25 protein-coding genes are annotated in these 24047 nt (G+C 69.2%); 9 read left to right on the top strand and 16 right to left on the bottom strand.

Annotated features, from left to right (window positions below; translation table 11 throughout):
- Positions 1 to 10 precede the first annotated feature (10 nt).
- From ACH49X_RS05175 to ACH49X_RS05195, 5 genes are read right to left on the bottom strand one after another with little or no spacing between them, the layout of a single operon-like run.
- Complete coding sequence (locus ACH49X_RS05175) at positions 11 to 880, bottom strand: potassium-transporting ATPase subunit C (protein WP_357206895.1); 870 nt, start codon at positions 878 to 880, stop codon at positions 11 to 13.
- 1 nt (position 881) lies between these two features.
- Positions 882 to 3014, bottom strand: a complete 2133-nt coding sequence (kdpB, locus tag ACH49X_RS05180; RefSeq protein WP_397069180.1) for a potassium-transporting ATPase subunit KdpB — start codon at positions 3012 to 3014, stop codon at positions 882 to 884.
- A gap of 22 nt (positions 3015 to 3036) precedes the next feature.
- Entirely contained in the window at positions 3037 to 4707 is a 1671-nt protein-coding gene (gene kdpA, locus ACH49X_RS05185; RefSeq protein ID WP_357107712.1) for a potassium-transporting ATPase subunit KdpA, read from the bottom strand.
- Positions 4708 to 4794 (bottom strand): K(+)-transporting ATPase subunit F, encoded by an 87-nt coding sequence (gene kdpF / locus ACH49X_RS05190; protein WP_353963128.1) that lies wholly within the window; start codon positions 4792 to 4794, stop codon positions 4708 to 4710. It lies immediately after the preceding gene.
- Positions 4791 to 4988 carry a hypothetical protein gene (locus ACH49X_RS05195; RefSeq protein ID WP_357107867.1) on the bottom strand — a complete coding sequence of 66 codons (198 nt, stop codon included), beginning with the start codon at positions 4986 to 4988 and terminating at the stop codon, positions 4791 to 4793. The genes kdpF and ACH49X_RS05195 overlap by 4 nt, the downstream gene beginning before the upstream one ends.
- Positions 4989 to 5156: 168 nt before the next feature.
- On the opposite strand from ACH49X_RS05195, the gene ACH49X_RS05200 reads away from it, so the two are divergent.
- The 8 genes from ACH49X_RS05200 (at position 5157) to ACH49X_RS05235 (ending at position 11965) form a co-directional block, all read left to right on the top strand.
- Positions 5157 to 5300: a hypothetical protein gene (locus tag ACH49X_RS05200; RefSeq protein ID WP_195078693.1), complete on the top strand. Its 144-nt coding sequence runs from the start codon at positions 5157 to 5159 to the stop codon at positions 5298 to 5300.
- Positions 5301 to 5349: 49 nt separating this feature from the next.
- A complete protein-coding gene (locus tag ACH49X_RS05205; protein WP_357206897.1) occupies positions 5350 to 7896 on the top strand; it encodes a sensor histidine kinase KdpD in 2547 nt (848 codons plus the stop codon).
- A 31-nt stretch (positions 7897 to 7927) separates the two neighbouring features.
- Positions 7928 to 8632, top strand: a complete 705-nt coding sequence (locus tag ACH49X_RS05210) for a response regulator (RefSeq protein ID WP_323124206.1) — start codon at positions 7928 to 7930, stop codon at positions 8630 to 8632.
- Between the two features lie 98 nt (positions 8633 to 8730).
- Positions 8731 to 9198, top strand: coding sequence for an OsmC family protein (locus ACH49X_RS05215; RefSeq protein WP_195078691.1), 468 nt, complete (start codon positions 8731 to 8733; stop codon positions 9196 to 9198).
- Positions 9198 to 9476, top strand: a complete 279-nt coding sequence (locus ACH49X_RS05220; protein WP_195078690.1) for an acylphosphatase — start codon at positions 9198 to 9200, stop codon at positions 9474 to 9476. Before ACH49X_RS05215 ends, ACH49X_RS05220 begins: the two co-directional genes overlap by 1 nt.
- 31 nt (positions 9477 to 9507) lie before the next feature.
- Positions 9508 to 10278 carry a hypothetical protein gene (locus ACH49X_RS05225; protein WP_323124205.1) on the top strand — a complete coding sequence of 257 codons (771 nt, stop codon included), beginning with the start codon at positions 9508 to 9510 and terminating at the stop codon, positions 10276 to 10278.
- Positions 10279 to 11445, top strand: coding sequence for a glutathionylspermidine synthase family protein (locus ACH49X_RS05230; protein ID WP_195078689.1), 1167 nt, complete (start codon positions 10279 to 10281; stop codon positions 11443 to 11445).
- Positions 11446 to 11509: 64 nt separating this feature from the next.
- The gene (locus tag ACH49X_RS05235) at positions 11510 to 11965 is read left to right on the top strand and encodes a DUF350 domain-containing protein (RefSeq protein ID WP_067798388.1); all 456 of its coding nucleotides are present in this window, start codon (positions 11510 to 11512) and stop codon (positions 11963 to 11965) included.
- A gap of 349 nt (positions 11966 to 12314) precedes the next feature.
- Here ACH49X_RS05235 and ACH49X_RS05240 read toward each other — a convergent pair whose 3' ends face one another.
- The 10 genes from ACH49X_RS05240 to ACH49X_RS05285 all read right to left on the bottom strand — a co-directional run bounded on the left by ACH49X_RS05240 (position 12315) and on the right by ACH49X_RS05285 (position 22605).
- Positions 12315 to 14426, bottom strand: a complete 2112-nt coding sequence (locus tag ACH49X_RS05240) for an amylo-alpha-1,6-glucosidase (protein WP_195078687.1) — start codon at positions 14424 to 14426, stop codon at positions 12315 to 12317.
- 20 nt (positions 14427 to 14446) lie between these two features.
- Positions 14447 to 15634 (bottom strand): glycosyltransferase family 4 protein, encoded by a 1188-nt coding sequence (locus ACH49X_RS05245; protein WP_195078923.1) that lies wholly within the window; start codon positions 15632 to 15634, stop codon positions 14447 to 14449.
- Between the two features lie 333 nt (positions 15635 to 15967).
- Positions 15968 to 17494 (bottom strand): PstS family phosphate ABC transporter substrate-binding protein, encoded by a 1527-nt coding sequence (locus ACH49X_RS05250; RefSeq protein ID WP_195078686.1) that lies wholly within the window; start codon positions 17492 to 17494, stop codon positions 15968 to 15970.
- 100 nt (positions 17495 to 17594) lie between these two features.
- On the bottom strand, positions 17595 to 18632 hold the full coding sequence (locus ACH49X_RS05255; RefSeq protein ID WP_357107856.1) for a PHP domain-containing protein: 1038 nt from the start codon (positions 18630 to 18632) through the stop codon (positions 17595 to 17597).
- Between the two features lie 28 nt (positions 18633 to 18660).
- Positions 18661 to 19242 (bottom strand): dihydrofolate reductase family protein, encoded by a 582-nt coding sequence (locus tag ACH49X_RS05260; protein WP_357107721.1) that lies wholly within the window; start codon positions 19240 to 19242, stop codon positions 18661 to 18663.
- Positions 19243 to 19307: 65 nt separating this feature from the next.
- Entirely contained in the window at positions 19308 to 20168 is an 861-nt protein-coding gene (mutM, locus tag ACH49X_RS05265) for a bifunctional DNA-formamidopyrimidine glycosylase/DNA-(apurinic or apyrimidinic site) lyase (protein ID WP_357206899.1), read from the bottom strand.
- 1 nt (position 20169) lies between these two features.
- Positions 20170 to 20883: a ribonuclease III gene (gene rnc / locus ACH49X_RS05270; protein WP_067797422.1), complete on the bottom strand. Its 714-nt coding sequence runs from the start codon at positions 20881 to 20883 to the stop codon at positions 20170 to 20172.
- Positions 20884 to 20905: 22 nt separating this feature from the next.
- Positions 20906 to 21088 carry a 50S ribosomal protein L32 gene (rpmF, locus tag ACH49X_RS05275; RefSeq protein WP_039799574.1) on the bottom strand — a complete coding sequence of 61 codons (183 nt, stop codon included), beginning with the start codon at positions 21086 to 21088 and terminating at the stop codon, positions 20906 to 20908.
- A gap of 52 nt (positions 21089 to 21140) precedes the next feature.
- Positions 21141 to 21770 carry a DUF177 domain-containing protein gene (locus ACH49X_RS05280; RefSeq protein WP_357107859.1) on the bottom strand — a complete coding sequence of 210 codons (630 nt, stop codon included), beginning with the start codon at positions 21768 to 21770 and terminating at the stop codon, positions 21141 to 21143.
- A gap of 88 nt (positions 21771 to 21858) precedes the next feature.
- Positions 21859 to 22605 (bottom strand): DivIVA domain-containing protein, encoded by a 747-nt coding sequence (locus tag ACH49X_RS05285; protein ID WP_195078683.1) that lies wholly within the window; start codon positions 22603 to 22605, stop codon positions 21859 to 21861.
- 386 nt (positions 22606 to 22991) lie between these two features.
- Here ACH49X_RS05285 and ACH49X_RS05290 point away from each other — a divergent pair, with 386 nt between their 5' ends.
- Complete coding sequence (locus tag ACH49X_RS05290; protein ID WP_195078682.1) at positions 22992 to 23510, top strand: GtrA family protein; 519 nt, start codon at positions 22992 to 22994, stop codon at positions 23508 to 23510.
- 16 nt (positions 23511 to 23526) lie between these two features.
- Here the strand turns inward: ACH49X_RS05290 and coaD are convergent, their stop codons facing one another.
- The gene (gene coaD / locus ACH49X_RS05295; RefSeq protein ID WP_195078681.1) at positions 23527 to 24012 is read right to left on the bottom strand and encodes a pantetheine-phosphate adenylyltransferase; all 486 of its coding nucleotides are present in this window, start codon (positions 24010 to 24012) and stop codon (positions 23527 to 23529) included.
- Positions 24013 to 24047 lie beyond the last annotated feature (35 nt).

A 24047-nucleotide genomic window follows, 5' to 3' on the forward strand; every position in this document is an offset into this window, starting at 1 on the left:
CGCCTCCGCGTCAACCGCGGTAGGGGTACCGGCGATCCAGGTCCAGGTTAAACCGCAGCACGTCGACCCGCGGCTCGCCGAGGAATCCCAGTGTCCGGCCGCTGGTGTGCTCGTCCACTACGGCGCGCACCTGCTGCTCGGAGATCCCGCGCGCTTTCGCGACCCGAGGCACCTCGATGGCCGCGTACCGCGGCGAAATGTTCGGATCGAGCCCGCTCCCGCTCGCGGTGACCGCATCGGCGGGCACCGCCGGGTCGGCGGGCGCGTCGCCGCGTATGGGGACGATGCGTCCGATGGAGTAATCCTGTCCCGGTTCGGCGCAGTCGACCCGGACGCCGCGATAGGCCGCGACGAACGGCGGTGCCGGACACGCCTCGTTGACGCTGACGACCCGTACGGGGCGCGAAACGTCCCCGTCGGAGTCACGCGGTCCGATCACCGAGAGCACCGCGCCGACACCGTCTTTCGTGCAGAACGGGCGGCTGCCGTCGATCCCCTCACGGTCGCCGACCTCCTTGCTGCGAGCGCAGACCGCGGTGAGCAGGCTCGCGCGTGCCGGAGTGTCGACGATGTCCTCGGGTCCGAGATTGCTCGCGGAAGTGGACATCGGGTCGTAGCCGTCACCGGCGGCCGAAGGGCGGCTCTGGAAATACTGCGCCGAGGCCGCACCGCCGGGGCCGGTGAACGATTGCCCGATCAGGCCGGAGCCCACCGTCGTTCCGTTCACCTCGATCAACGACCCGTCCGCTTTCTCGTGCAGACCGGGCAACTGGGCCACCGCGAAAACCGCCAGCGGGTAGACGATTCCGGTGATCGCCGTGAGCGCGAGCAACGCGCGCAGGGCGGCGAGATGCTGCCGGATCCAGGTTGAAAGGCGCATGTCAGGACATCCCGGGGAGGAACTGGACCACGAGGTCGACGAGTTTGATGCCGAGGAACGGCGCGATGATGCCGCCGAGCCCGTAGAGGGTCAGATTGCGGCTGAGCAACTTCGAAGCGTTCGACGGCCGGTAGCGCACGCCGCGCAGCGCCAGCGGGATCAGCGCCACGATGACGACGGCGTTGAAGATCACCGCGGACAGGATCGCCGACTGCGGGCTGGCCAACCGCATGACGTTGAGCAGGTCCAGGCCGGGGAACAGCGTCACGAACAGCGCGGGGATGATCGCGAAATACTTGGCGATGTCGTTGGCGATGGAGAACGTCGTCAGCGCCCCGCGCGTGATGAGCAGCTGCTTGCCGATCTCCACGATCTCGATCAGCTTGGTCGGATCGGAATCCAGATCGACCATGTTGCCTGCCTCTTTGGCGGCCGAGGTGCCGGTGTTCATCGCCACGCCCACGTCGGCCTGCGCCAGCGCGGGCGCGTCGTTGGTGCCGTCGCCGGTCATCGCGACCAGGCGTCCGCCCTCCTGTTCCCGCTTGATCAGCGCCAACTTGTCCTCCGGCGTCGCCTCGGCGAGGAAATCGTCGACCCCCGCCTCGTCCGCGATCGCTTGCGCGGTCAGCGGGTTGTCGCCGGTGATCATCACCGTGCGGATGCCCATGCTGCGCATCTCGTCGAACCGCTCGCGCATGCCCTGTTTCACCACGTCTTTGAGGTGGATGACGCCGAGCACCCTGGCGCCGTCGCCGTCGGCCTCGCCGACGACCAGCGGCGTGCCGCCCGCGGCGGAGATGCCGTCGACGGTCGCGCCGAGCTCGCCGGGCACCGAACCGCCCTGCGCGCGCACCCATTCGGTGACGGCACTCGCCGCGCCCTTGCGCAACCTGCGGCTCTCGACGTCGACGCCGGACATCCGGGTCTGCGCGGTGAACTCGACCCAGCGCGCGTGGTTCAGCTCACCGGGCGTGCGCTCCCGCAGACCGTGAGCCTGTTTGGCGTAGACCACGATGGAACGGCCTTCCGGGGTCTCGTCGGCCAGGCTGGAAAGCTGTGCGGCGTCGGCCAGCTCCTCCTTGCTCACGCCGGGTACCGGGACGAAGTCCGCCGCTTGGCGGTTGCCGAGCGTGATCGTGCCGGTCTTGTCCAGTAGCAGAGTGTTCACGTCCCCGGCGGCCTCGACGGCACGGCCGGACATGGCGAGCACATTGCGCTGCACCAAGCGGTCCATGCCCGCGATCCCGATCGCCGACAGCAGGGCGCCGATGGTCGTCGGAATCAGGCACACCAGCAGCGAGACCAGCACGATGCCGGTGACGCCGTGCGCGTCCAGCGCCGCGGTGTCCGGCACGCCCGGATTGTTCGACTTGCTGAAGATCGCCATCGGCTGCAGCGTGACCACCGCGAAGACGAAGATGAGCGTCAGCGCCGCCAGCAGGATGTTCAACGCGATCTCGTTCGGGGTCTTCTGCCTGCTCGCACCCTCCACCAGGGCGATCATCTTGTCGATGAAGCTGCGCCCCGGCTCCTGGGTGATCCGCACGACGATCCGGTCCGACAGCACGGTGGTGCCGCCGGTCACCGCCGAGCGGTCACCGCCGGATTCGCGGATGACCGGCGCGGATTCACCGGTGATCGCCGACTCGTCCACCGAGGCGATGCCTTCCACCACGTCGCCGTCGCCCGGGATCACCTGTCCGGCTTCGACCACGACGTGATCGCCGCGGCGCAGTTCCTGAGCGGCGACCCGTTCCTCGGCCACCCACGCGCCCGGCGACCACTCGACCAGTCGCCGCGCGACGGTGTCGGTCTTCGCCTTGCGCAGTGTGTCGGCCTGCGCTTTGCCGCGGCCCTCCGCGACGGCCTCGGCCAGGTTCGCGAAGATCACCGTGAGCCACAGCCACACGACGACGGCCCAGGCGAAGAAGGTCGGGTCGAGCAGAGCGAGCACAGTAGACCACACCGCGCCCAGTTCGACGATCAGCATCACCGGGTTGCGCCACAGCGTGCGTGGATCGAGCTTGCGCACCGCCTCCGGCAACGAGGTCAGCAGCATTTTCGGGTCGAGCACCCCGCTGCGGACGCTCTTGCCCCGCCGCGGCCGCTCGGACCCGGCCTGCGCCGAAGCCATTTCGAGAACGGGACTGGACATGTCAGTGGATTCCTTCGGCGAGTGGCCCGAGCGCCAGCGCGGGCAGGAAGGTGAGCGCGACCAGGATCACCGTCACGCCGACCACCATGCCGACGAACTGCGGCCGGTGCGTGGGCAGCGTGCCGATCGACGCGGGAGTGCTGCCCTGGCGCGCGAGCGAACCGGCCAGCGCGAGCACGAGGACGATCGGCAGGAAGCGGCCGAAGAGCATGGCCAGCCCGAGCGCGGTGTTGTACCACTCGGTGTTGCCGGTCAAGCCCGCGAAGGCCGAGCCGTTGTTGTTGGCGGCCGAGGTGAACGCGTAGAGCACTTCCGACAGCCCGTGCGGCCCGGAGTTCAGCATGCTCGCGCGCTGGCCCGGCATCGCCAGCGCCGCGGCCGTGCCGACCAGCACGATCAGCGGGCTGATCAGGAAGTACGACGCGGCCAGTTTGATCTCGCGCGGCGTGATCTTCTTGCCCAGGTACTCCGGGGTGCGCCCGACCATCAACCCGGCGACGAACACGGTGATCACCGCCAGGATCAACATGCCGTACAGGCCCGACCCGGTGCCGCCCGGCGCGACTTCGCCCAGCTGCATGTCGAACATCGTCATCAGGCCGCCGAGGCTGGTGTAGGAGTCGTGGAACGAATCGACCGCTCCGGTGGAGGTTAGCGTGGTCGCACCGGCGAAAGTGGCCGAATTCGCCACGCCGAAGCGCTGTTCCACGCCTTCCATCGAGGAGCCGATAGCGGTGGGCACCGTGCCGTGGTGCTGGAGCTGGAACAGATTGGTCAGCGTGACGCCGAGCAGCGCGATCGTCCCCATCACCGCGACGATCGCGTAGCCCTGCTTACGACTGCCCACCATCCGGCCGAAGGTGCGCGGCAGCGAGAAGCTGATCACCAGCAGCAGGAAGACCTCCACCCAGTTGGTCCACGCGGAGGGGTTCTCGAACGGATGCGCGGAGTTGGCGTTGTAGAAGCCGCCGCCGTTGGTGCCCAGTTCCTTGATCACCTCTTGGCTGGCGACCGGGCCGCCGGTGATCGTCTGCCGGGCGCCGCCCAGCGTCTGCGCCACTTGGTCGTGCAGGTGGAAGTTCTGGATCACGCCGCCCGCCACCAGCACGAGCGCGAAGACGAACGCGATCGGCAGCAGGATGCGCAGCGTGCCGCGCACCAGGTCCACCCAGAAGTTGCCGAGGTCGCCGGTGTGCCTGCGCGCGAACCCGCGTACCAGCGCAACGGCCACCGCCATGCCCACCGCCGCCGAGACGAAGTTCTGTACGGCCAGCCCGGCCATCTGCACCAGATGACCCTGGGTGGATTCGCCGGAGTAGTTCTGCCAGTTCGTGTTCGTCACGAAGCTGACCGCGGTGTTCCAGGCCAGCGCGGGCGTCATCGCGGTGCCCGGATCGTTCAGGTGCAGCGGCAACTCGCCCTGGACGAGCTGGAAGAAGAACAAGAACAGAATGCTCACCGCCGAGAAGGCCAGCACGCTGCGCGCGTACACGGGCCAGGGCTGCTCGACTCCGGGGTGCGCTCCGATCGCGCGATAGACGAGACGTTCGACGCGGGAGTGCTCGCGGCCGTCGTAGACCCGGTACATGTAATCGCCCAGCGGCACGTGCACCAGCGCGAGCGCCAGGACCAGGGCGGCCACGAAGACGATCCCCGCGGTTGTCGTGCTCACTCAGAACCTCTCGGGAAACAGCAGCGCCGCGACCAGATAGACCGCGACGCCGACGGCGAGGACGAGACCGGTCAGATTCGCGATCACAACTTCTCCACCCCGCGCTGAACCAGTCCGAGCAGCGCGAACGCCGCCACGGTGAGCGCGGTGAACACCACGACCGACATGACTCGACAACCTCCATCCGCGCGCCGGGCTTCGGCGCGACACAGCGAGTGAAGCGCCCCGGCGGCGCGTGCGGCCGTTTCCTGACGACTTCTTGACGCCCCGGTGCGCGGCATTTGCGGTTCGTTGACGGTCGTTCACCGCCCGCAAGCAACGCGTCAAGGAACACGGGCGGACCGTCAACACACCGTAAAAATCGAGGTCCGTCCGTCTGGCGACGGTAGAAGTGGAGAGCCGGGCGGGACCTGTCGGTGCCACCCAGCCGGACAGAAGAAAGGAGCGCGATGTCGGCAGTGATCTTCGTCGTCGCCTTCGTTTGCTGCGCGCTGGTCATCCGCGCGATCGGAACTCGTGCGCGGGCACCGCGGCCGCAACCGGTGGCGCTCGAGGCGGATGATGCGCGGCGGTGGGGCGCCAGCGCGCCGTGACGAACGCGGGATACTCGGCCGGAGCGGCGCGACGCGCGATGATGAAGGCGTGAAACGCGGTCGGCTGCGGATCTACCTGGGCGCCGCGCCGGGAGTCGGCAAGACCTACGCCATGCTCGGCGAGGCGCACCGGCGACTGGAGCGGGGTCGCGACGTGGTGGCCGCGGTGGTCGAGACGCACGGCAGGGAGAAGACCGCGGAACTGCTCGACGGCATCGAACGCATCCCTCCGAAGCTGATCGAATATCGCGGCAGCATCTTCCAGGAAGTCGACGTCGACGCGGTGCTGCGCCGCGCCCCCGCGGTGGTGCTGGTCGACGAGCTGGCGCATACCAACGCGCCCGGCAGCGCGCACGAGAAGCGCTGGCAGGACGTGGCGGAACTGCTCGACGCGGGCATCGACGTGATCTCCACGGTCAACGTGCAGCATCTGGAGAGCCTCAACGACGTCGTCGAGCAGATCACCGGCATCCGGCAGCGCGAGACCGTGCCGGACGCGGTGGTGCGCGGGGCGGACCAGGTGGAGCTGGTCGACATCACCCCGGAAGCGTTGCGGCGCAGGCTTTCCCACGGCAACGTGTACGCCGCCGAGAAGATCGACGCGGCGCTGCGGAACTATTTCCGCGCGGGGTACCTCACCGCGCTGCGCGAACTGGCGCTGCTGTGGCTGGCCGATCAGGTGGACGCCGCGCTGGCCAGGTACCGGGCCGATCACCGGATCACCGAACTGTGGGAGGCCAGGGAGCGCGTCGTGGTTGCGGTGACCGGCGGGCCGGAATCGGAGACGCTCGTGCGCCGGGCCAGCCGGATCGCCACCAAATCCAGCGCCGATCTGGTGGTCGTGCACGTGGTGCGCGGCGACGGCCTGGCCGGGGTCTCCACCGAACGACTGGCGCGGTTGCGTGAGCTCGCGGCCAGCCTGGACGCCTCCCTGCACACCGTCACCGGGGACGACGTGCCCACGGCGCTGCTCGAGTTCGCCCGCGAGGTGAACGCCACGCAGTTGGTGCTCGGCACCTCCCGCCGCTCGCGCTGGGCGCGCATGGTCGATGAAGGCATCGGCTCCACGGTGGTGCAGCGCTCCGGCAAGATCGACGTGCACATGGTGACGCACGAACAGGCCCACCGCGGATTCCGGTACGCGGGCCTGCACCCGCGCCGCCCCGTGGCCGCGTGGCTCGCCGCCGTTCTGGTGCCGGCCCTGGTCTGCGCGATCAGCGCCGCCTCCCTCGATGAGGTGCTGGATCTCGGCGGGATCAGCGCCGTGTTCGTGGTCGGCGTGGTCGCGGTGGCGCTGCTCGGCGGCGTGGTGCCCGCGTCGTTCTCGGCGCTGTTGTCCGGGCTGCTGCTGAACTGGTTCTTCGCGCCGCCGCGCTACAGCCTGACCATCGCCGAGCCGAACAGCTTCATCACCGTGGTGGTGCTGCTCATCGTCGCCGTCGCGGTGGCGGCGCTGGTCGACCTGGCCGCGAAGCGAACCACTCAGGCGCGCAAGGCCTCTCGGCAGGCCGAACTGCTCACCATGTTCTCCGGCGCGATCCTGCACGGCGCGGACCTGCCCCGGCTGCTCGAACAGATCAGAGAAGTCTTCGCGCAACGCGCGGTCGGCCTGGTGGAAGGCGACCACGTGCTCGCCGAAGTGGGTGCCGACCCGCCGCGGCAGCCCTCCGACGCGGACACCGTGGTGGAAGCGGGCGACGCCCGCCACCGGCTGCTGCTGGCCGGTCGCCCGCTGGCGGCCGCCGACCGTCCGGTGCTCAACGCGGTCACCAACCAGGCCGTCGCTCTGGTCCGGCAGGCCCGCCTGGCCGAAGAGGCGAGTGCCGCCGCGGCCCTGCTGGAGGCCGATCGCCTGCGGCGGGCGTTGCTCTCGGCGGTCGGCCACGACCTGCGCACCCCACTGGCCGGCGCCAAAGCGGCGGTTTCCAGCCTGCGCAGCGACGACGTCGAGTTCTCCCCGCAGGACACCGCCGAACTGCTGGAGACCATCGAGGAATCGGTGGATCAGCTCACCGCGCTGGTCGGCAATCTGCTCGACTCCTCCCGGCTCGCGGTCGGAGTCGTCACGCCGCAGCTGCGGCGGGTCTACCTGGACGAGGTGGTGCACCGCGCCCTGGTGAGCGTCGGGATGGGCGCGCGCGGGTTGCGGCGTGCGGCGATGGACCGGGTCCGGGTGGAGGTGGGCGACGTCTCGGTGCGCGCCGACAGCGGCCTGCTGGAACGGGTGCTGGCCAACCTGCTCGACAACGCGCTGCGCCACGCCCCGCGCGCGGGCACGGTCCGCGTCACCGCCGAACGCGCGGGCGACCGGGTCGCGATCGCGGTCATCGACACCGGGCCCGGCATCCCGCACGGCGCCGAGGAGCAACTGTTCGAACCGTTCCAGCGCCTCGGCGACCGGGACAACACCACCGGCGTCGGCCTCGGCCTGTCGGTGGTGCGCGGGTTCGTCGAGGCGATGGGCGGCACCGTGCACGCCGAGCCGACACCCGGCGGAGGATTGACCATGCTGGTCGAGCTGCCCGGCGGCGAGCCGTCCGAGACCGACGGCACGGGCGGCGCCGTGGCACACGAGACGACGAGCGCGGGTGAGTGAGGTGTCCGCGACGACACAGGAGGCGGCGGTTGTGACGAAGACGCCCGATGCGGTGGCGACGAAGGTGCTCGTGATCGACGACGAACCGCAGATCGTGCGCGCGTTGCGGATCAATCTCTCGGTCCGCGGCTACGAGGTGATCACCGCCGCGACCGGCGGCGCGGCCCTGCGGGCGGCGGCCGACCGGCATCCGGACGTCGTGATCCTCGACCTCGGCCTGCCCGACATGGACGGCATCGAGGTGCTCGCCGGATTGCGCGGCTGGACCTCGGCTCCGGTGATCGTGCTGTCGGCGCGGACGGATTCCGCCGACAAGGTCGAAGCGCTCGACGCGGGGGCCGACGACTACGTCACCAAACCGTTCGGCATGGACGAGCTGCTGGCCCGGTTGCGCGCCGCGGTCCGGCGCGGCGCCACCGATCCCGACGCCTCGGCGCCCGTGGTGACCACCGACTCGTTCACCGTCGACCTGGCCGCCAAGAAGGTCACCAAGCGCGGCGAGACCGTCCACCTGACCCCCACCGAGTGGGGCATGCTCGAGATGCTGGTGCGCAATCGGGGCAAGCTGGTGGGGCGGCGGGAGCTGCTGCGCGAAGTGTGGGGCCCCTCCTACGCCACCGAGACCCACTACCTGCGGGTCTACCTGGCGCAATTGCGCCGCAAACTGGAGGACGATCCGTCGCGTCCCAAACACCTGCTCACCGAGGCGGGTATGGGCTACCGGTTCCAGGAGTAATCCCGGCCACGGGCCGCCGACCGTGCGGAATGGCCGGTCCTGGCGCGGCGTTGCCAGGCCCGCGAGCTGATTGCGACGACAATGGCAGGATCGAACCCATGGCTGAACAGACCGCTACATCCGTCACCGCCACCGCGGCGCCGAGCGCGCCGGAGCCCACCACGTTGTGGGTGGAGCGCACCGGAACCAGGGCATACACCGGGCGCAGCTCCCGAGGCGCCGAAGTCCTGATCGGATCGCAGGGCGTTCCCGGTGTGTTCACCCCCGGCGAATTGCTGAAGATCGCGCTGGCCGCCTGCTCCGGCCTCAGCGCGGACTTCCCGCTGTCGCGCAAACTCGGCGACAACTTCGACGCGACCATTCGCGTCTCCGGCGACGCCGATCGGGAGAACGAGGTCTACCCGCACCTGGAGGAGGTGTTCGAGCTCGACCTCAGCGAACTCGACGACGAGGCCCGAGAACGGTTGCTGGTGACCGTGCAGCGTGCCATCGACAAGGTCTGCACGGTGGGACGGACGTTGAAGGCGGGCACGAAGGTGACGCTGTCGTTCGACATCGAGGCCTGATGGACCAGGCCGTTCGGTTGAGCGCCTGGGTGCACGGCCTGGTCCAGGGCGTGGGTTTCCGCTGGTGGACTCGGTCGCGGGCGTTGGAACTGGGACTGGCCGGGCACGCGACGAATGCCAGGGACGGCCGCGTGCACGTGGTGGCCGAGGGGCCCCGACCGGCTTGCGAGCGGTTGCTGAGCCTCTTGCGTTCCGGGGACACACCTGGTCAGGTCAAGTTGGTTGTGGAAAGCTGGGAGCCCGCGCGGGGTGATTTGACCGGTTTCGAGGAGCGGTAGTGGTGGTTCGGGCGAGGAGGGGGTCGCAGCGATGAGCACGCGAGATCCGGGTGACGAGCGCCGGGACGAGCCCGCGCGGCCGTCGGAGCCGCAGCGCCCGGCCGAGGACCGGCCCACGCCGGCGCCCGGCGAGGAACAGGACCGGTCGACGCCCGCGCCCGCTCCGGACGCCGCCGATCAGCCCGGAATCGATTGGTCCGCGCCCACTTCGGCACAGTCCGGCGGCACGAGCGGTCCAGACCGCCCATCCGCCGCGCCGCCGCGCCCCGGCAGCATCCAGCGCCAAGAAGCGGGCGTGACCCGGCCCCGCCCGCCCACGGTGGCCGAGGCGCGGGCGCGGGAGAAGGCGCGCAAGCGCGCCGAGGAAGCGCAGCAGGCGGCCATCGCGGCCGAGGAGGCCAAGAAGCGCACCCGCAAGCGCGTGATGATCGGCGGCGTCGCCATCGTCGGCGTCGCGGCCTTGGTCGGCGGCGGCTATCTGGCCTATCGCGCCCTCGCCGCGCCGGACCGGGTCACGGCCCAGTGCGTGAGAACCGAGAACGGTCAAGAGATCGTGGTCGATGATTCCTATTGCGGCGACGGCCGTCCCGGTTTCGTCAACGACACCGGCCTCAATCCCGGTCTGATCATCCTCGGCGGCGGGCCGCAGTACCGCTACTACTACGGCGGCACCGGTTCCATCGGCAAGCCGCCCACCGGCGGCACCACGATCAGGCCGAAGAGCGCCGAGATCAAGACCAAGAGCGGCACCACCATTCAGCGCGGCGGCCTGGGCAGCAAGAGCACCGGCGGAGGGTCATAGATGCGACGCGTACGGGACACGCCCCGGCCGGGCTGGCAGCAGATCATCGAAAGCCAGGGCCTGGTCTACGGTTCCCCGGGACGGGACGCGAGCGGTCAGCCGCGGCCGTACTGGGACGAATCGGTGCACTACGAGTTCGAGATGTCGGAGATCCTCGCGCTGGAGGCCGACGTCGAACTCCTGCACTCGATGTGCCTGAACGCGGTGGAGCACATCGTGCTCACCGAGCGGTACGCCGATTTCGGCCTGCCCGAGTGGAGCTGGGGCCCGATCGCCGAGTCCTGGCGGCGCTCCGACCCGCACGTGTACGGGCGTTTCGATCTGCGCTACGACGCGCGACGTCCGGCGAAGCTGCTGGAGTACAACGCCGACACCCCGACCTCGCTGCTGGAGGCGGCGATCGTGCAGTGGCACTGGCTGACCGACCGCTACCCCGGCGGCGACCAGTGGAACTCGTTGCACGAGAAGCTGGTCGAGCGGTGGGGCGAACTGCGTGACGCGCTGCCCACCGCGCAACTGCATTTCACCTGGTCCGGCGCCGACGCCACGGGCGAGGACAACGTCACCACCGCCTACCTGCAGGAGACCGCGGCCGAGGCGGGCTTCGACACCGTCGCGCTGCCGATCGAGGAGATCGGATTCGATTCCGAGCTGGAACGTTTCGTCGACCTGGCCGAGGCGCCGATGGAGGCGGTCTTCAAGCTCTACCCCTGGGAATGGGTGCTCGACGACGATTTCGGCAAACGCGTCGTGGACAGCCTGCCGGAGACCATGTGGATCGAGCCGCTGTGGAAGACGCTGCTGAGCAACAAGGCGATCCTCGCGGTGCTGTGGGAGATGTACCCGGGCCACCCGAATCTGCTGCCCGCCTATCTCGACCAGCCCAACGAGCTCACCGAGTACATCCGCAAACCGAAGCTGGGACGCGAGGGCGCCAACATGACGATCGTCGGCGCCGGACTGGAGACCGCGACCGGCGGCGTCTACGGCGAGGAAGGCTACGTGTACCAATTGCTGGACCCGCTGCCGGAATTCGACGACATGCGCCCGGTGCTCGGCGCGTGGATCGTCGGCGACGCCGCGGCCGGGCTCGGCATCCGCGAGACAGCGGGACTGATCACCGACGACGGCTCCGCTTTCGTCCCGCATCGCATCACCAGCGACTGAGCAGCGTCCTCGTCGAGCACCAATCCATCTCGGCCGCACGCCGACCCGTCCCGGAAGGATCAAGATGACCGCAGTCGCCCTGGAATCGGGGTACTGGAACTCGCTCGGCGAGGGTGTGGGAGCGATCGTCCTCTACGCCCTCGTCGGCTTGGTGCTCATGCTCGTCGGCTTCTACGCCATCGACCTGACCACGCCGGGAAAGTTGCGCAAACTGGTGGTCGCGGGGAAGCCGAACGCCATCATCGTCACCGCGGCGGGCATGATCAGCATGGCGTTCATCGTCGTGCTCGCCATCTTCGCCGTCGGCGGTGGCGGCAAGCTCTCCGAGGGCCTGATCGCCGCGCTGGTGTTCGGCCTGGTCGGCATCGTGGCCCAGGTCGTCTCGGTGCGCGTCATCGAACGGGCGCTCGGCATCGACATCGGCACGGCGCTGCACGCGGACACCTACACCACTGAAGTGCTCGTGGTGGCGGCCGCGCATTTCGCGCTCGGGCTCGTGGTGGCCTTCGCGATCCTGTAGACCTCACGCCGAGCCCCGGCATCGGGCAGGGCGCTCGGTGCTCTCGCGGCGTGCAAGCCGTTGGCTCAGTGCTCGTCCCCGTGGGCGAGGCAGTACGCCGCCGCCGCGAGGTACTGGCGGCACTCCGGGCCGTGACCGGCGTGCACGCTGCGGATGAACAAGGCGCGATCCATGTCGAGATCCGTCGACGGCTCCGCGGAACAATCCCGGTACCGGCTCCGCCACAGATCCTGTGTGTCCAGCGATGTCTGCATCGTGCACCTCCCGTGCTGCGTATCAGTGCGAGAAGGCTTGCAATATCCCTACATCGGGGGCGTACCCGCTTCCGCCGCGCGGCAACCTGTGCGGGTCACCTGGTCACCAACCGCCAGTCGTCGGGCAGGCGCGCCGCGGTGATCTGCGCGCCCTCGGCTTCCAGGTCGACGGTGGTGGCACCGAGCCGCAACGCGCGCAGCGAGAGCCTGCCCCACCGCGCGGGCAGTTGCGGCCGGACCGTGAGCGTCCTGGTGGGCGCGTCGGGGTCGAGCCCGAGGAACGCGCGCACCAGCAACAGCGGCGCCGCGCTCGCCCACGCCTGCGGCGAACAGGAAGTCGGATACGGCACCGGCGTGGCGAAGCGCGACCGGGGAAAGCCGCAGAACAACTCCGGCAGACGCCCGTCGAACACCGCCGCGGCGTCCAGCAGGCCGGTGGCCAGCCGAGTCGCCAGCTCCACCGCGCCGGGCACATGCCGGTAGCGCAGCAGGCCCGCCACCGCGATCGCCGTATCGTGCGGCCACACCGAGCCGCAGTGGTAGCTCATCGGGTTGTAGGCGCCCATGTTCGACGCCAGCGTGCGCAGCCCGAAGCCGGAATCCATCTCCGGAGCCGACATCCGCGCCACCAGCTCAGCCGCGTGCTCGTCGGTGGCGATGCCCGACCACAGGCAGTGCGCCACATTGCTGGTCAGCGCGTCGACCTGCCGCTTGCCGCCGTCCAGCGCCACGGCGTACCACCCGCGGTCGGCCAGCCAGAACTGTTCGGCGAACTTGACGCGCAACTCCGCGGCGCGTTCCCGTAGCTGTCCGGCCAGGCGCGGGTCGTCGAAAGCCTCCGCCAGTTCGGCTCTGGCCAGCATCGCGGCGTGCACATACCCCTGCACCTCGCACAGTGCGATGGGCGCTTCGGCGATATGGCCGGTGGCGTCGTTGATTCCGTCGAAGCTGTCCTTCCACCCCTGGTTGATCAGGCCGCGGTCGGTCGCGCGGCGGTACTCGACGAAGCCGTCGCCGTCCCGGTCGCCGTAGTCGGTGATCCAGTGCAGCGCGGCGTCGGCGGCAGGCAGCAGTTGCCGGATCGCCTCGGAGTCGGCGCCCCAGCGATGGCATTCGGCCAGCAGCATCACGAACAGCGGTGTGGCGTCGGCCGTTCCGTAGTAGATGTTGCCGCCGAACACTTGCCCGCCCGCGGGCCCGCGGCGCATCTCGTGCATGATGCGGCCGGGTTCCTCCTCGGTCAGCGGGTTCACGTCCTGCCCTTGCAGTTCGGCCAGCTGCTGCAGCGTGCCCAGCGCCAGATCGGCCTCCAGCGGCAGCGCCATCCACGCGGTGAGCAGGCTGTCGCGGCCGAACAGGGTCATGAACCACGGCGCGCCCGCGGCGACGAAAGGCCGCGCGTCGCCGGATTCGTCGCGCATCTGCAACGCACCCAAGTCGCTCTCGGTGCGGCGCAGCACCCGGGTGAGCACGGGGTCGGACGCGGCGATGTCGGTGGCGGTGTCGCGCCAGGCCTCGATCTTTCGGCCCGGCGCGCTGACGTTGTAGTGCTCCCCCGGCGAGATGGCCTGGAAACGCTGGTTGCCCACGGTCGGCTGGGCGATGATCTCGGTCTGCCAGCATTCGCCGACCGGCACGATCACCCTCCACAGCAGCGAACCGGGCATGACCTCGGGTTCCACGGTCGCCGAAATCGAGATGCCCCGGCTGCGGTCGGCGTGATCGTGCAGCACCAACTCCCCGTCGGCTACCGTCACGTCGGCCCGCCCGTGACCGGCGCGGCCTTCCTTCACCGCGAACAGATCGACGAAGTCGGCGTCTACGTGCAATTCCAGCAGCACCGCGGTGGGCTCGCGGCCCATGTTCTCCAGCGTGATCAGCTCGTGCATGCCGTCGGCGACGATCCGTTCGCGCACCACCAGCAGCGTGCTGTCGGCCAGGCCCGCCTGCGGGGGCCTGCGCAACACGAACCTGGCGGCGAACGCCTCGGGACTCAATACCGAAAGCGACTCGGCGGGTTTGCCGTTCACCAGCAACTCCCAGCGCGACAGCACGCGGGCGTCCCGGAAGAACAAGCCGTGCGGCTTGCCCGGTTCGACGTCGCCGAGCCGATTGGACAGGCAGAACGTGCCGCCTTCGACCAGGGTCACCGAGCCGCACCCCCCGAACCCGGCGGGCTCGCCGGAGTTCAGGGGGGCGTGGCTCACGGGCGCGGAATCGGTCACGCCTAGCCGCTCGCCGCGATCCGGATCGGCGAGCCGGACGCCGGGGCGTCGAGCGGCGTGGCCACGGACGCCGTGGTGACCAGCGGCGCGGCGCCGGCCCGCTGCTTCGAGCGCAGCACCCGGCGATACACCTGCTCGTAGCCGAAGCCGAGTGTGTCGGAGCCGAACTTGGCCTGCACGTGCGCCCGGCAGGCGTACGGATCCATCGACCGGACCTCTTCGATGGCCGAGGGCAATTCGGCGGGATCCTCGCAGATGCGGCCGGTCACGCCGTCGACGATCACCTCGGACACCGCCCCGCCGCGCAGCGCGACCACCGGCGTGCCACAGACCATGGATTCGATCATCACCATGCCGAACGGTTCCTCCCAGCGAATCGGGAACAACAGGCAACGCGCGTTCGCAAGCAGCTTACGCTTGGCCGTCGCGTCGGCGAGACCGAACACGTGGTCGTTTTCCGTCAGCAGCGGCCGCACCTTCTCCTCGAAGTAGGCCTGCTCGGGACGTTCGCTGCACTTGCCTGCCAGCACCAGCGGGATGCCTGCGGCGTGCGCGGCTTCCAGCGCCAGATGCGGAGCCTTGCACTCGTTGAACCGGCCGAGGAACAGCGCGTAGTCGTCCTTCTCGACGCGGAACGGCCAATCGTCGACGTGCAGCGCGTTGTGCACCCGCCCGGACCAATTGAGACCCTGCGCGAGTTCGCGCTGACGGTCGCTGATCGCCACCAAGGCGACCTCGTCGCCCAGATCCTGGTAATAGCGGTAGATGTCGTCCTCCACCGGCCCGTGCACGGTCAGCACCGTCGGCAGGCCCATGTTCTGGAAGACGGTCGCGTTCAGCGGCCCCGCGAAGGTGTGGTCGTGCACCAGGTCCACACCCGAAGTGGCCATGAGCTTCTCGATCGCGCGACGCACCCGCAGCGCGTGCACGACCTCGGGGAACGGCTCTCCGAGGCGTTCGGGCAGCGCTCGGTCCCACACCGGCACGAACTTGGCCTTCGTCCCCGGCTCACCCGCGCCCAACAGCGTGACGTCGTGGCCGCGGGCCACCAGCGCGTCGACGAGGTCGGCCACCACGGCCTCGACACCGCCGTACGCCTTGGGCGGGACGTCGAAGTACGGCGGCACGACCATCGCGATGCGGAACGGGCCGCTGGAACGATCTGTCGACAGGTAGTCGGACGACGGCATCTCCAGATCAGACGACGCCTGCGCGGAAATCGGCACGGAAAGCGCGCTCATGACCCTCCTTCCAGGGACAACCAAGTAGCACTCGCATTCACCCAGCACTCGGAGTACCGGGCGCCGAACTGAACTAAGTGGCCGCCGCGGCGGGGGTGAAGACCTAGCTGCACCGCCGTCCATGGGGCTTGGTTGGCCTGGTCACGCCTCCGGCATGATCAGGGGGGCCGAGTGGGAGGTACCTCAGCGGGCGTCGTTCAAACCAAACAGTTCGGGAAAAATCGCCGCACCCAGCGTTCGTTCGGCTACCGATGGGTAGTCCGGTGTCCCCGCCTTGCCGGTTCACTGATCGGGCAGGCAGCGGCCGGGGTCGGGCAGGTCGGCGCACGGCGCGTTGCCGTGTGCGCGCAGCACCTCTTTGCCGGTCCTATCGGTCAGGAAGTGCAGGAAACTCGCGGCGAGCGAACCACCGGGCAACTCGCCGTTACTGTATGCGTACTCCACGCCCCAGAAGGGATAGGCGCGCCGCACGGCGGCGTCCCGGCTCGCGCCGACGCCATCGATCGCGATCGTCGGCAGACCGGCGGCGACGGCCTCGGCGAACTCGGAATAGCCGACCGCCCCTGGTATTTCCGCCACCGCCTTGCGCATGTCTGCGGTGACCTGCACCTCGCACTGCGCGGGCGCGGTGGTGACGGTGCCCTTCAGCGCCGTGCAGCTCACGTGCGGGCGCTCCGGCTGCGCGCCTTCCAGCAGCCTGCGTTCGAAAATGGTGCGCGTTCCGGAGCCGGGGATCCGGTTGACCAGCACCACCGGCAGGTCCGGACCGCCCACCTCGCGCCAGTTGCCGACCTTGCCCCGGTAGAGATCCCGGATCTGGGCGAGGGTGAGATCGCGGACGCCGACGCCGGGATGCGCGATCATGGTGAACAGCGACAACGCCAACGGCCGGTGCACCAGCGCCGGGTAACCGCCGCCCTTGGCGCCGTCGGTGATGGCGATCAGGCCGGAATCGCCCGTACCCTGCTCGGCGAGCCGGTCCAATCCACGCTCGGACCCCTCGAAGCCGTACGCGAAACTGGCTCCGGCGCAACTCTTGCGGTATTGCTCGGCGGCGTCTTTTATCACCTGGGCGAACGCCGTCGACCCGAGCACGGTCAGTTTGCCCGAGGCGCAGTCCAGCGGCGTCGGCGACGGCTCCAGAGCGGCCACCACCAACTGGACGATGATCACCAGCACCAGGAACACGGTCAGCGCGACCATCATCAGGGGAACGCCGGTGCGGCTACGGGTCTCGGTGATCCGCCCGCCTTTGATGCCGCCACGCAGCACGGGCTGCGGGTATTCGCCCATCCCTTCCGAACGCTGCAGGATCGCCAGGATCTTGTAGTGATCGCCGGGGGCGAGCGGCACCTTCGGCAGATCGATCACGCCGATGTGCCCGCCGGTGTCCTCGCGCACCGCGATGCCGGAATCGGCGTCGAGATTGTCGGCCAAGGCCGGATCGCTGAGCTCGTTCACCGCCATGCCGATCACGCGGCGTTGCGGAAAACGCAGGTGCAAACCGATCCGCGCGGCGTCCGGCGCCTTGTAGTCATGACTGTCGATGGTCGTGATGCCGCTGTTCTCGACGCGCACCAGAACGACCGAGATGTCCTTCAGATCCGGGCTCGCGCCGTCCGCTGAGGGGCGCAACTGCGGCAGCACACCGGGGAACACCGATTCGATCTCACCGGTGACGGGCGTGTCCATCTGCACCCGATAGCCGAGGCGCCTGCGGCCCGCTAAGACGAACTCCCACAGGAACGCGCCGATGGGCACCGCGATACCGATGAGCGCGAGCACGATTTCGAGCGGAAAGTCGCCCACCAGTTGATCCCCCCAGCAATCCGTGTGGCCCTTATTCTCGGCGCCGACAGCCCTCTGACACAAGCGAAGTCGTACTGTTCGACAACAGTTGACCCCGCGGTCACGCTCGCGCGCGAGTCCAGGCCAGCAGATCCGCCAGCGGCCAGGTGTTGATCACCCGTTCCGGCGCGACGCCGTTCGCGAGCGCGCGCTCACAACCGTACCCTTGCCAGTCGAGCTGCCCGGGCGCGTGCGCGTCGGTGTCGATCGAGAAGTGACATCCCATCTCGGCGGCCAGGCGCAGCAATCGCGAAGGCGGATCGAGGCGTTCGGGTCTGCTGTTGATCTCCACGGCGGTGCCGTAGGCGCGGCACGCCTCGAACACCACCTCGGCGTCGAACGTGGATTCCGGCCTGGTGCCGCGTCCTCCCGTGACCAGGCGGCCGGTGCAGTGGCCGAGCACGTCTACGTTGGGGTCGGCGACCGCGTACGCCATGCGCTTGGTCATCGTCGCGCTGTCGTCGCGCAGCCGCGAGTGCACGCTGGCCACCACGATGTCCAGCCGGGCCAGCAGATCCGCCTGCTGATCGAGGGCGCCGTCGTCGAGGATGTCCACCTCGATGCCGGTGAGGATACGGAACGGCGCCATCCGCTCGTTGAGTTCGGCGACCACGTCCAGTTGCCTGCGCAACCGGTCGGCGGACAGGCCGTTGGCCACGGTCAGGCGCGGGGAATGGTCGGTCAGGGCGCAGTATTCGTGCCCGAGCGCGGCCGCGACCCGCATCATCTCCTCGATCGGGCTGCCGCCGTCGGACCAGTTCGAGTGGGTGTGCAGATCGCCGCGCAAGCGCTCCCGCAACGGCTTGCCCGGCGCCCCGATCGGCTGCGCCGCCGCCCGCAACTCGGCCAGGTACCGCGGCACCACGCCGGCGTACGCCTGCTCGATGACGGCGGCGGTCTTGGGGCCGATGCCGGCGAGCTCGGTCCAGGTGCCCGCCGCCCGGCGCGCCGCGCGCTCGTCGGCGGACAACCCCGCGACGACATCGGCGGCGCGCCGGTAGGCCTTCACCCGGTGGGTCTCGGCCCTCGAGCGCTCCAGCCAGAAGCCGATCTCGCGCAGCGCCGCCTCCGGACCGGGCGCCGCGGCGCCGTCCGGCATCCCGGTCGGTTCCTGGCCGGGCACCGGGTCAGTGCACCCGGCTGTATTTGACGAAGGCCACTCCGTCTTCGAACACCGTGCTGGTGATCACCCGGAATTTGGCCGGTTCCGGCAGCCGTGACCCGGCGCCGAACAGCGCGCGACCGCTCCCGAGCACGATCGGATAGAGCTTGAGAAAGATCTGGTCGATCTCCGGCAGCAGCGCCTGCGCCAGCTCACCGCCGCCGCACAGCCAGATGCCGAGCCCGCTTTCCCGCTTCAGGGCACGAACCTTCTCGATCGGGTTCTCCGAGATCAGCTCGACGGCCGGATCGGGACTCTCCGGCAGCATGGTCGAGACCACGAACTGCCGCAGATGCGCGTAAGGGGTCGAGGTGCCGGTGCGGACGCCGAAGTCGTGCGTCTTGCGTCCCATCAGCACCGTGTCGAAGTAGCGATTGCGCTCCTCCAGCCCGATCGCCTCCCGCACCTTGGTGGGCAGCGTCTCGGGGTACTGCGCGTTGATCGAGGGACCGTGGTCGCCGCCGACCGGGAAGAAATCGACCGAGCCGTCCTCGGTGGCGATGAATCCGTCAATGGTCGACGCGACGTAATAGGTGAGCTTGCGCATGCTTCCCTTCCTCACGGTCGGCTGACAATTCCGAACCGCCCTGAGGAAACGGTAGCTCGCCCGCGCTAACGACGCCGAGGCTTCGGCTGGCAGCGCGGGCAGGAGTAGGACGAGCGGTTCATGAACCGCTCGCGGATGATCGGCGCACCACACCGGCGACACGGCTCGTGCTCCCGACCGTATACGGCGAGGGACCGTTCGAAGTAGCCCGACTGGCCGTTGACATTCACATAGAGCGCGTCGAAGGACGTACCGCCCGCGGCGAGCGCTTCGCCCATCACGGCCGCGACTTCGGCGAGCAACCCGCGCACCGCGGGCCTGGACAGCCCCGATGCGGGCCTCCCACCGTGGATCTTGGCACGCCACAGCGCCTCGTCGGCGTAGATGTTGCCGATGCCGGAGACGACGCCTTGGTCGAGCAGCACGCGTTTGATCTCGCTCTGCTTGCCCCGGATCACGGCGACCACGGATTCGACGTCGAACCGCGGATCCAGCGGGTCGCGGGCGATGTGCGCGACCGGCTCCGGCACCAGGGTGCCGTCCACTTCGACCAGCGGAGCGAGCGTCCAACCACCGAACGTGCGCTGGTCGACGAAGCGCAACTGGGTGCCGTCGCCGAGGGTGGCGCGGATGTGGGCGTGCTTCTCCAGCGGCGCGTCGGCGGGCTGCACCAGCATCTGGCCGCTCATGCCGAGATGCACGACCAGCGCCGCTTCCGGATCGTCGAAGGTGAGCCAGAGGAATTTGCCGCGACGCTCGGCCGAGGCGACCCTCAGGCCGGTCAGCCGCGCGGCGAGATCTGCGGCGCCTTCGAGATGGCGACGCACCGAGCGAGGATGGGTGATCGCCACCGATTCGATGATCCGGCCGATCACGTGCTCGGCGAGCCCGCGCCGCACGACCTCGACCTCGGGAAGTTCGGGCACGTCAGGTTTCGGCGGTCAGCGCCTCGTAGGCGGCCCCCGCGGCCTTCTGCTCGGCTTCCTTCTTCGACCGGCCGACGCCCTGCCCGTAGGCCCGGCCGCCGATCACCGTGGTGGCGGTGAACTCCTTGTCGTGGTCCGGCCCGGTCGAGGTGATCTCGTAGCTGGGCACGCCGAGACCACGCTCGGCGGTGAGTTCCTGCAGGCTGGTCTTCCAGTCCAGGCCCGCGCCCATCCGCGGGCCGCGCTCGAGCAGCTCGGCGAACAGGCGAAGCACCACGGAACGAGCCACCTCGATGCCGTGCTCGAGATGCACGGCGCCGAGCAACGACTCCATGCCGTCGGCGAGGATGCTCTCCTTGTCCCGGCCGCCGGTGAGTTCCTCGCCCTTGCCCAGCAGCAGGTGGGCGCCGAGCCCGCCCTCGCCGAGGCCGCGGGCGACCTCGGCCAGCGCGCGCATGTTCACCACGCTCGCGCGCAATTTGGCCAGCTCACCCTCGGTCTTCGAGGGATGCTCGTGATACAGCCGTTCGGTGATGCTCAGCCCGAGCACGGAGTCGCCGAGGAACTCGAGACGCTCGTTCGTCGGCAGGCCGCCGTTCTCGTACGCGTAGGAACGATGGGTCAGTGCGAGACGCAGCAGATCCGGCTGCAGGTCGACGCCCAACGCGGCGAGAAGGCTCGCGTGTTCACCGGACGAGTCGGGTTCGTCGGTCACGTCGCTACGACAGGTCGTACGGTCAGACCGCCGCCGTGACCTGGCGGCCCTTGTAGGTGCCGCAGGACGGGCAGGCGATGTGCGGCAGGGTCTTCTCGCCGCAGGCGCGGTTCGGGCAGGTGATCAGGGTCGGCGCGGCGGCCTTCCACTGGCTGCGCCGCGACCTGGTGTTGGAACGGGACATCCGGCGCTTGGGAACGGCCACGACTACTTCTCCTCTGTCTAATTGCTCTGCCGGTTTCGGCTGACGGTCTTGCTCAGCGGTCTCGGTCGGCCGCACCCTCGTCGGGGCTGCCGGTGCCGGGCGATCCGGAGGCGAATTTAGCCAGTCCGGCCCAGCGAGGGTCAAGTATCTCATGCCGATGGCCGGATCCCGCAATCGCCATCCGTACGCCGCATTCCGGGCACAGTCCCGCGCAATCCGGGGTGCACAGCGGCTGCAGCGGCAACTCGAGGCCGACGGCGTCGATCACCACCGGCTCGAGATCGATGAGGTCGTCGTCCATGCGATAGACCTCGTCGTCCTCGGTGGTCTGCTCGGTGGTGCTGTCCGGGTAGGCGAACAGCTCGGTCACCTGGAGGGTGACGGCATCGGTGAACGGCTCGAGGCAGCGCGAGCACTCGCCTTCCAGCGGCGCCGAGACCGTCCCGGTGACCAGCACTCCCTCGGACACCGCCTGCAACTGCAGGTCGAACTCCACCTGCGCGCCGACGGGAACGCCGATCAGATCCAGACCGATCCGCTCCTCGGTGGTGACGGTGCGGCGCAACTCGCGCATCGTCCCCGGCCTGCGGCCGAGGCTGCGGGTGTCCAGCACGAAACCCGCGTCCGGCGAGCGGCGCTTGGCCGACTGGGGACGCGAGGCGGAACCGGAACCGGCGGACATCACGAACTCACTCACGATCGAGGGGATACGGGCAACCACTCAACAATACGCGATCGCACGGTGCACGCCCAAACGCAGCCCACCGCCGCTACCTGCGGAATTCGGACGCGTAGTCGGGTGCGCCCGCCCCGCTGCGCAGCTGATGGCGGCCCCGCCCGACCGTGCGCAGCGTACTGGTCAGCGTCTCCTCGAAATCGGCGAGCCTGGAGTCGACGTAGTGATCGCATTCCTCGCGCAGGCGATCCGCCTCGGCGTGCGCGGCGTCGATCACCCTGGCCGATTCTGCGTGCGCGGCGCGGACCACCTCGGTCTGCGTGACCAGCCGCTCCTGCTCGGCGAGCCCGTCGGCGACGGAGCGGTCATAGGCGGCCTTGCCCGCCTCGATCATGCGCTCCGACTCCAGCCGCGCCCGCCCGGTCACCGCCTCGTACTCGGCGTTGCCGTCGGCGACCACCCGGTCGGCCTCCTCCTGGGCGGAGGCGACCAGGCGATCGGCGTGCGCGCTCGCCTCGGCGACCATCCGGTCGGCGTGCGCCTTGGCGTCGGCGAGGATGCGGTCGGCTTCCTCGCGCGCCGAGCTGATGGTGCGCTCGGCCTGCTCGTTGGCCCCGGTCACGGCGGTCTCCGCGGCGGTCCTGGCATCGGAGACGATCTTGTCGCGATGGTCGAGCACGTCCTGGGCGTCGTCGAGTTCGCCGGGCAGCGCGTCGCGGACGTCGTCGAGTAGTTCGAGCACATCGCCGCGCGGCACGATGCAGCTGCGGGTCGGGGGGATGCCGCGCGCCTCTTCGACGATGGCGACCAGTTCGTCGAGCGCTTCGAATACGCGATACATGCTCACTACCCTCCTGCGGACTCACGGCGAAACTCTCCGCCCGACGCCCAGTGTGCCCCTCGTCACCGCTCGTGCCGAGTCACTTTCCGGTGTGTCGTGCAGGTGTCTCGCACGCCACAGAAATCAAGTGGAGACCGCCTCTCCGCTTCGTGTTACATTTTTCTGGAAGGTCTACCAAGATCTTCAGCACCTACCGCGTTCCCCGGATCGCGGACAAGGAAGCCGGAGGTACGGACAACCCGCCGTCGAATGTTGACAGGCGCCGACACGTCAGCCAGTGCCCGATACGGGCCGACGAACGGAACCTGCCAAGAGTCGACGGGGGAAGCCACGCGAGCACCATCGCCGTTGTCCCCGCCGAGGGCTTGTGTTCGATCGGAAAGACGATGACCCTACTGGAACTGCCGCGACCCGGAGGAGTAAGCGCCACCAGCTTCTTCGTGCCCTGGGTCGGCCCCTCCCCGGTACTGCCGACGACCTCGGTGACGGCCGGGTTCGGCCGGCTCGCCCGGTATCTGCGCGGTGATCGCGCCTTCGCCCAACTGATCCGGTTCGCGCTGGTCGGCGGCTCCAGCAACATCGCCTACGTCCTGTTGTTCCTCGCCATGCACGGCGTCGGACCGCTGATCGCCAACGTCGTCGGCTCGATCGTCAGCACCGTGATCGCCAACGAGCTGCACCGCCAGCTCACCTTCCACGCGGCGGAACGAGTCGGCTGGTTCACCGCGCAATGGGAAGGCGGCGGCCTCGCGCTGGTCGGACTCGGCGTCAGCACGGCGGCGCTGGCCGCGCTGGGCTTGTGGGCTCCCGGGCTCGGGGACACCGCTCAGGCCGTCGCGATCCTGGCGATCACCGCCGCGGTCGGCGGCATGCGGTTCCTGGCCCTCCGCGGTTTGGTGTTCTGAACCGCCTCTCCGTACGTCAGCTCTTTCGTTCGGCCAAGCGGTCGAGGAGGCGCTTGTGTACCGACGGGGGCAGCATGTCGGCGACGTCGCCGCCGTACGTGGCGACCTCCTTGACCAGCGAACTGGACAGGAAGCTGAAGGCGGGGTTGGTGGCGATGAAGAAGGTGTCCACCCCGGACAGCTTCTTGTTCATCTGCGCCATCTGCAGTTCGTAGCCGAAGTCGCCCGCGTCGCGCAGGCCCTTCACGATCGCGGTGATGCCCTGCTCGCGGGCGAAGTCCACGGTCAGGCCCTGCCACGACTCCACCCGGACGTTGCCCAGGTGCGCGGTCGACTCGCGCAGCATCTCCATGCGCTCATCGACGGTGAACATGCCCTGCTTCTTCGGGTTGATCATGACGGTGATGACGACCTCGTCGAACTGGGCCGCCGCCCGGGTGAAGACGTCGAGGTGTCCGTAGGTCACGGGGTCGAACGACCCGGGGCACAGTGCTCCTGCCATGAGGCGACGCTAGCAGGACACACCCGGCCCGGCAC

Source organism: Nocardia sp. NPDC019323 (genome assembly GCF_044389845.1).
Taxonomy (GTDB): Bacteria; Actinomycetota; Actinomycetes; order Mycobacteriales; family Mycobacteriaceae; genus Nocardia; species Nocardia implantans.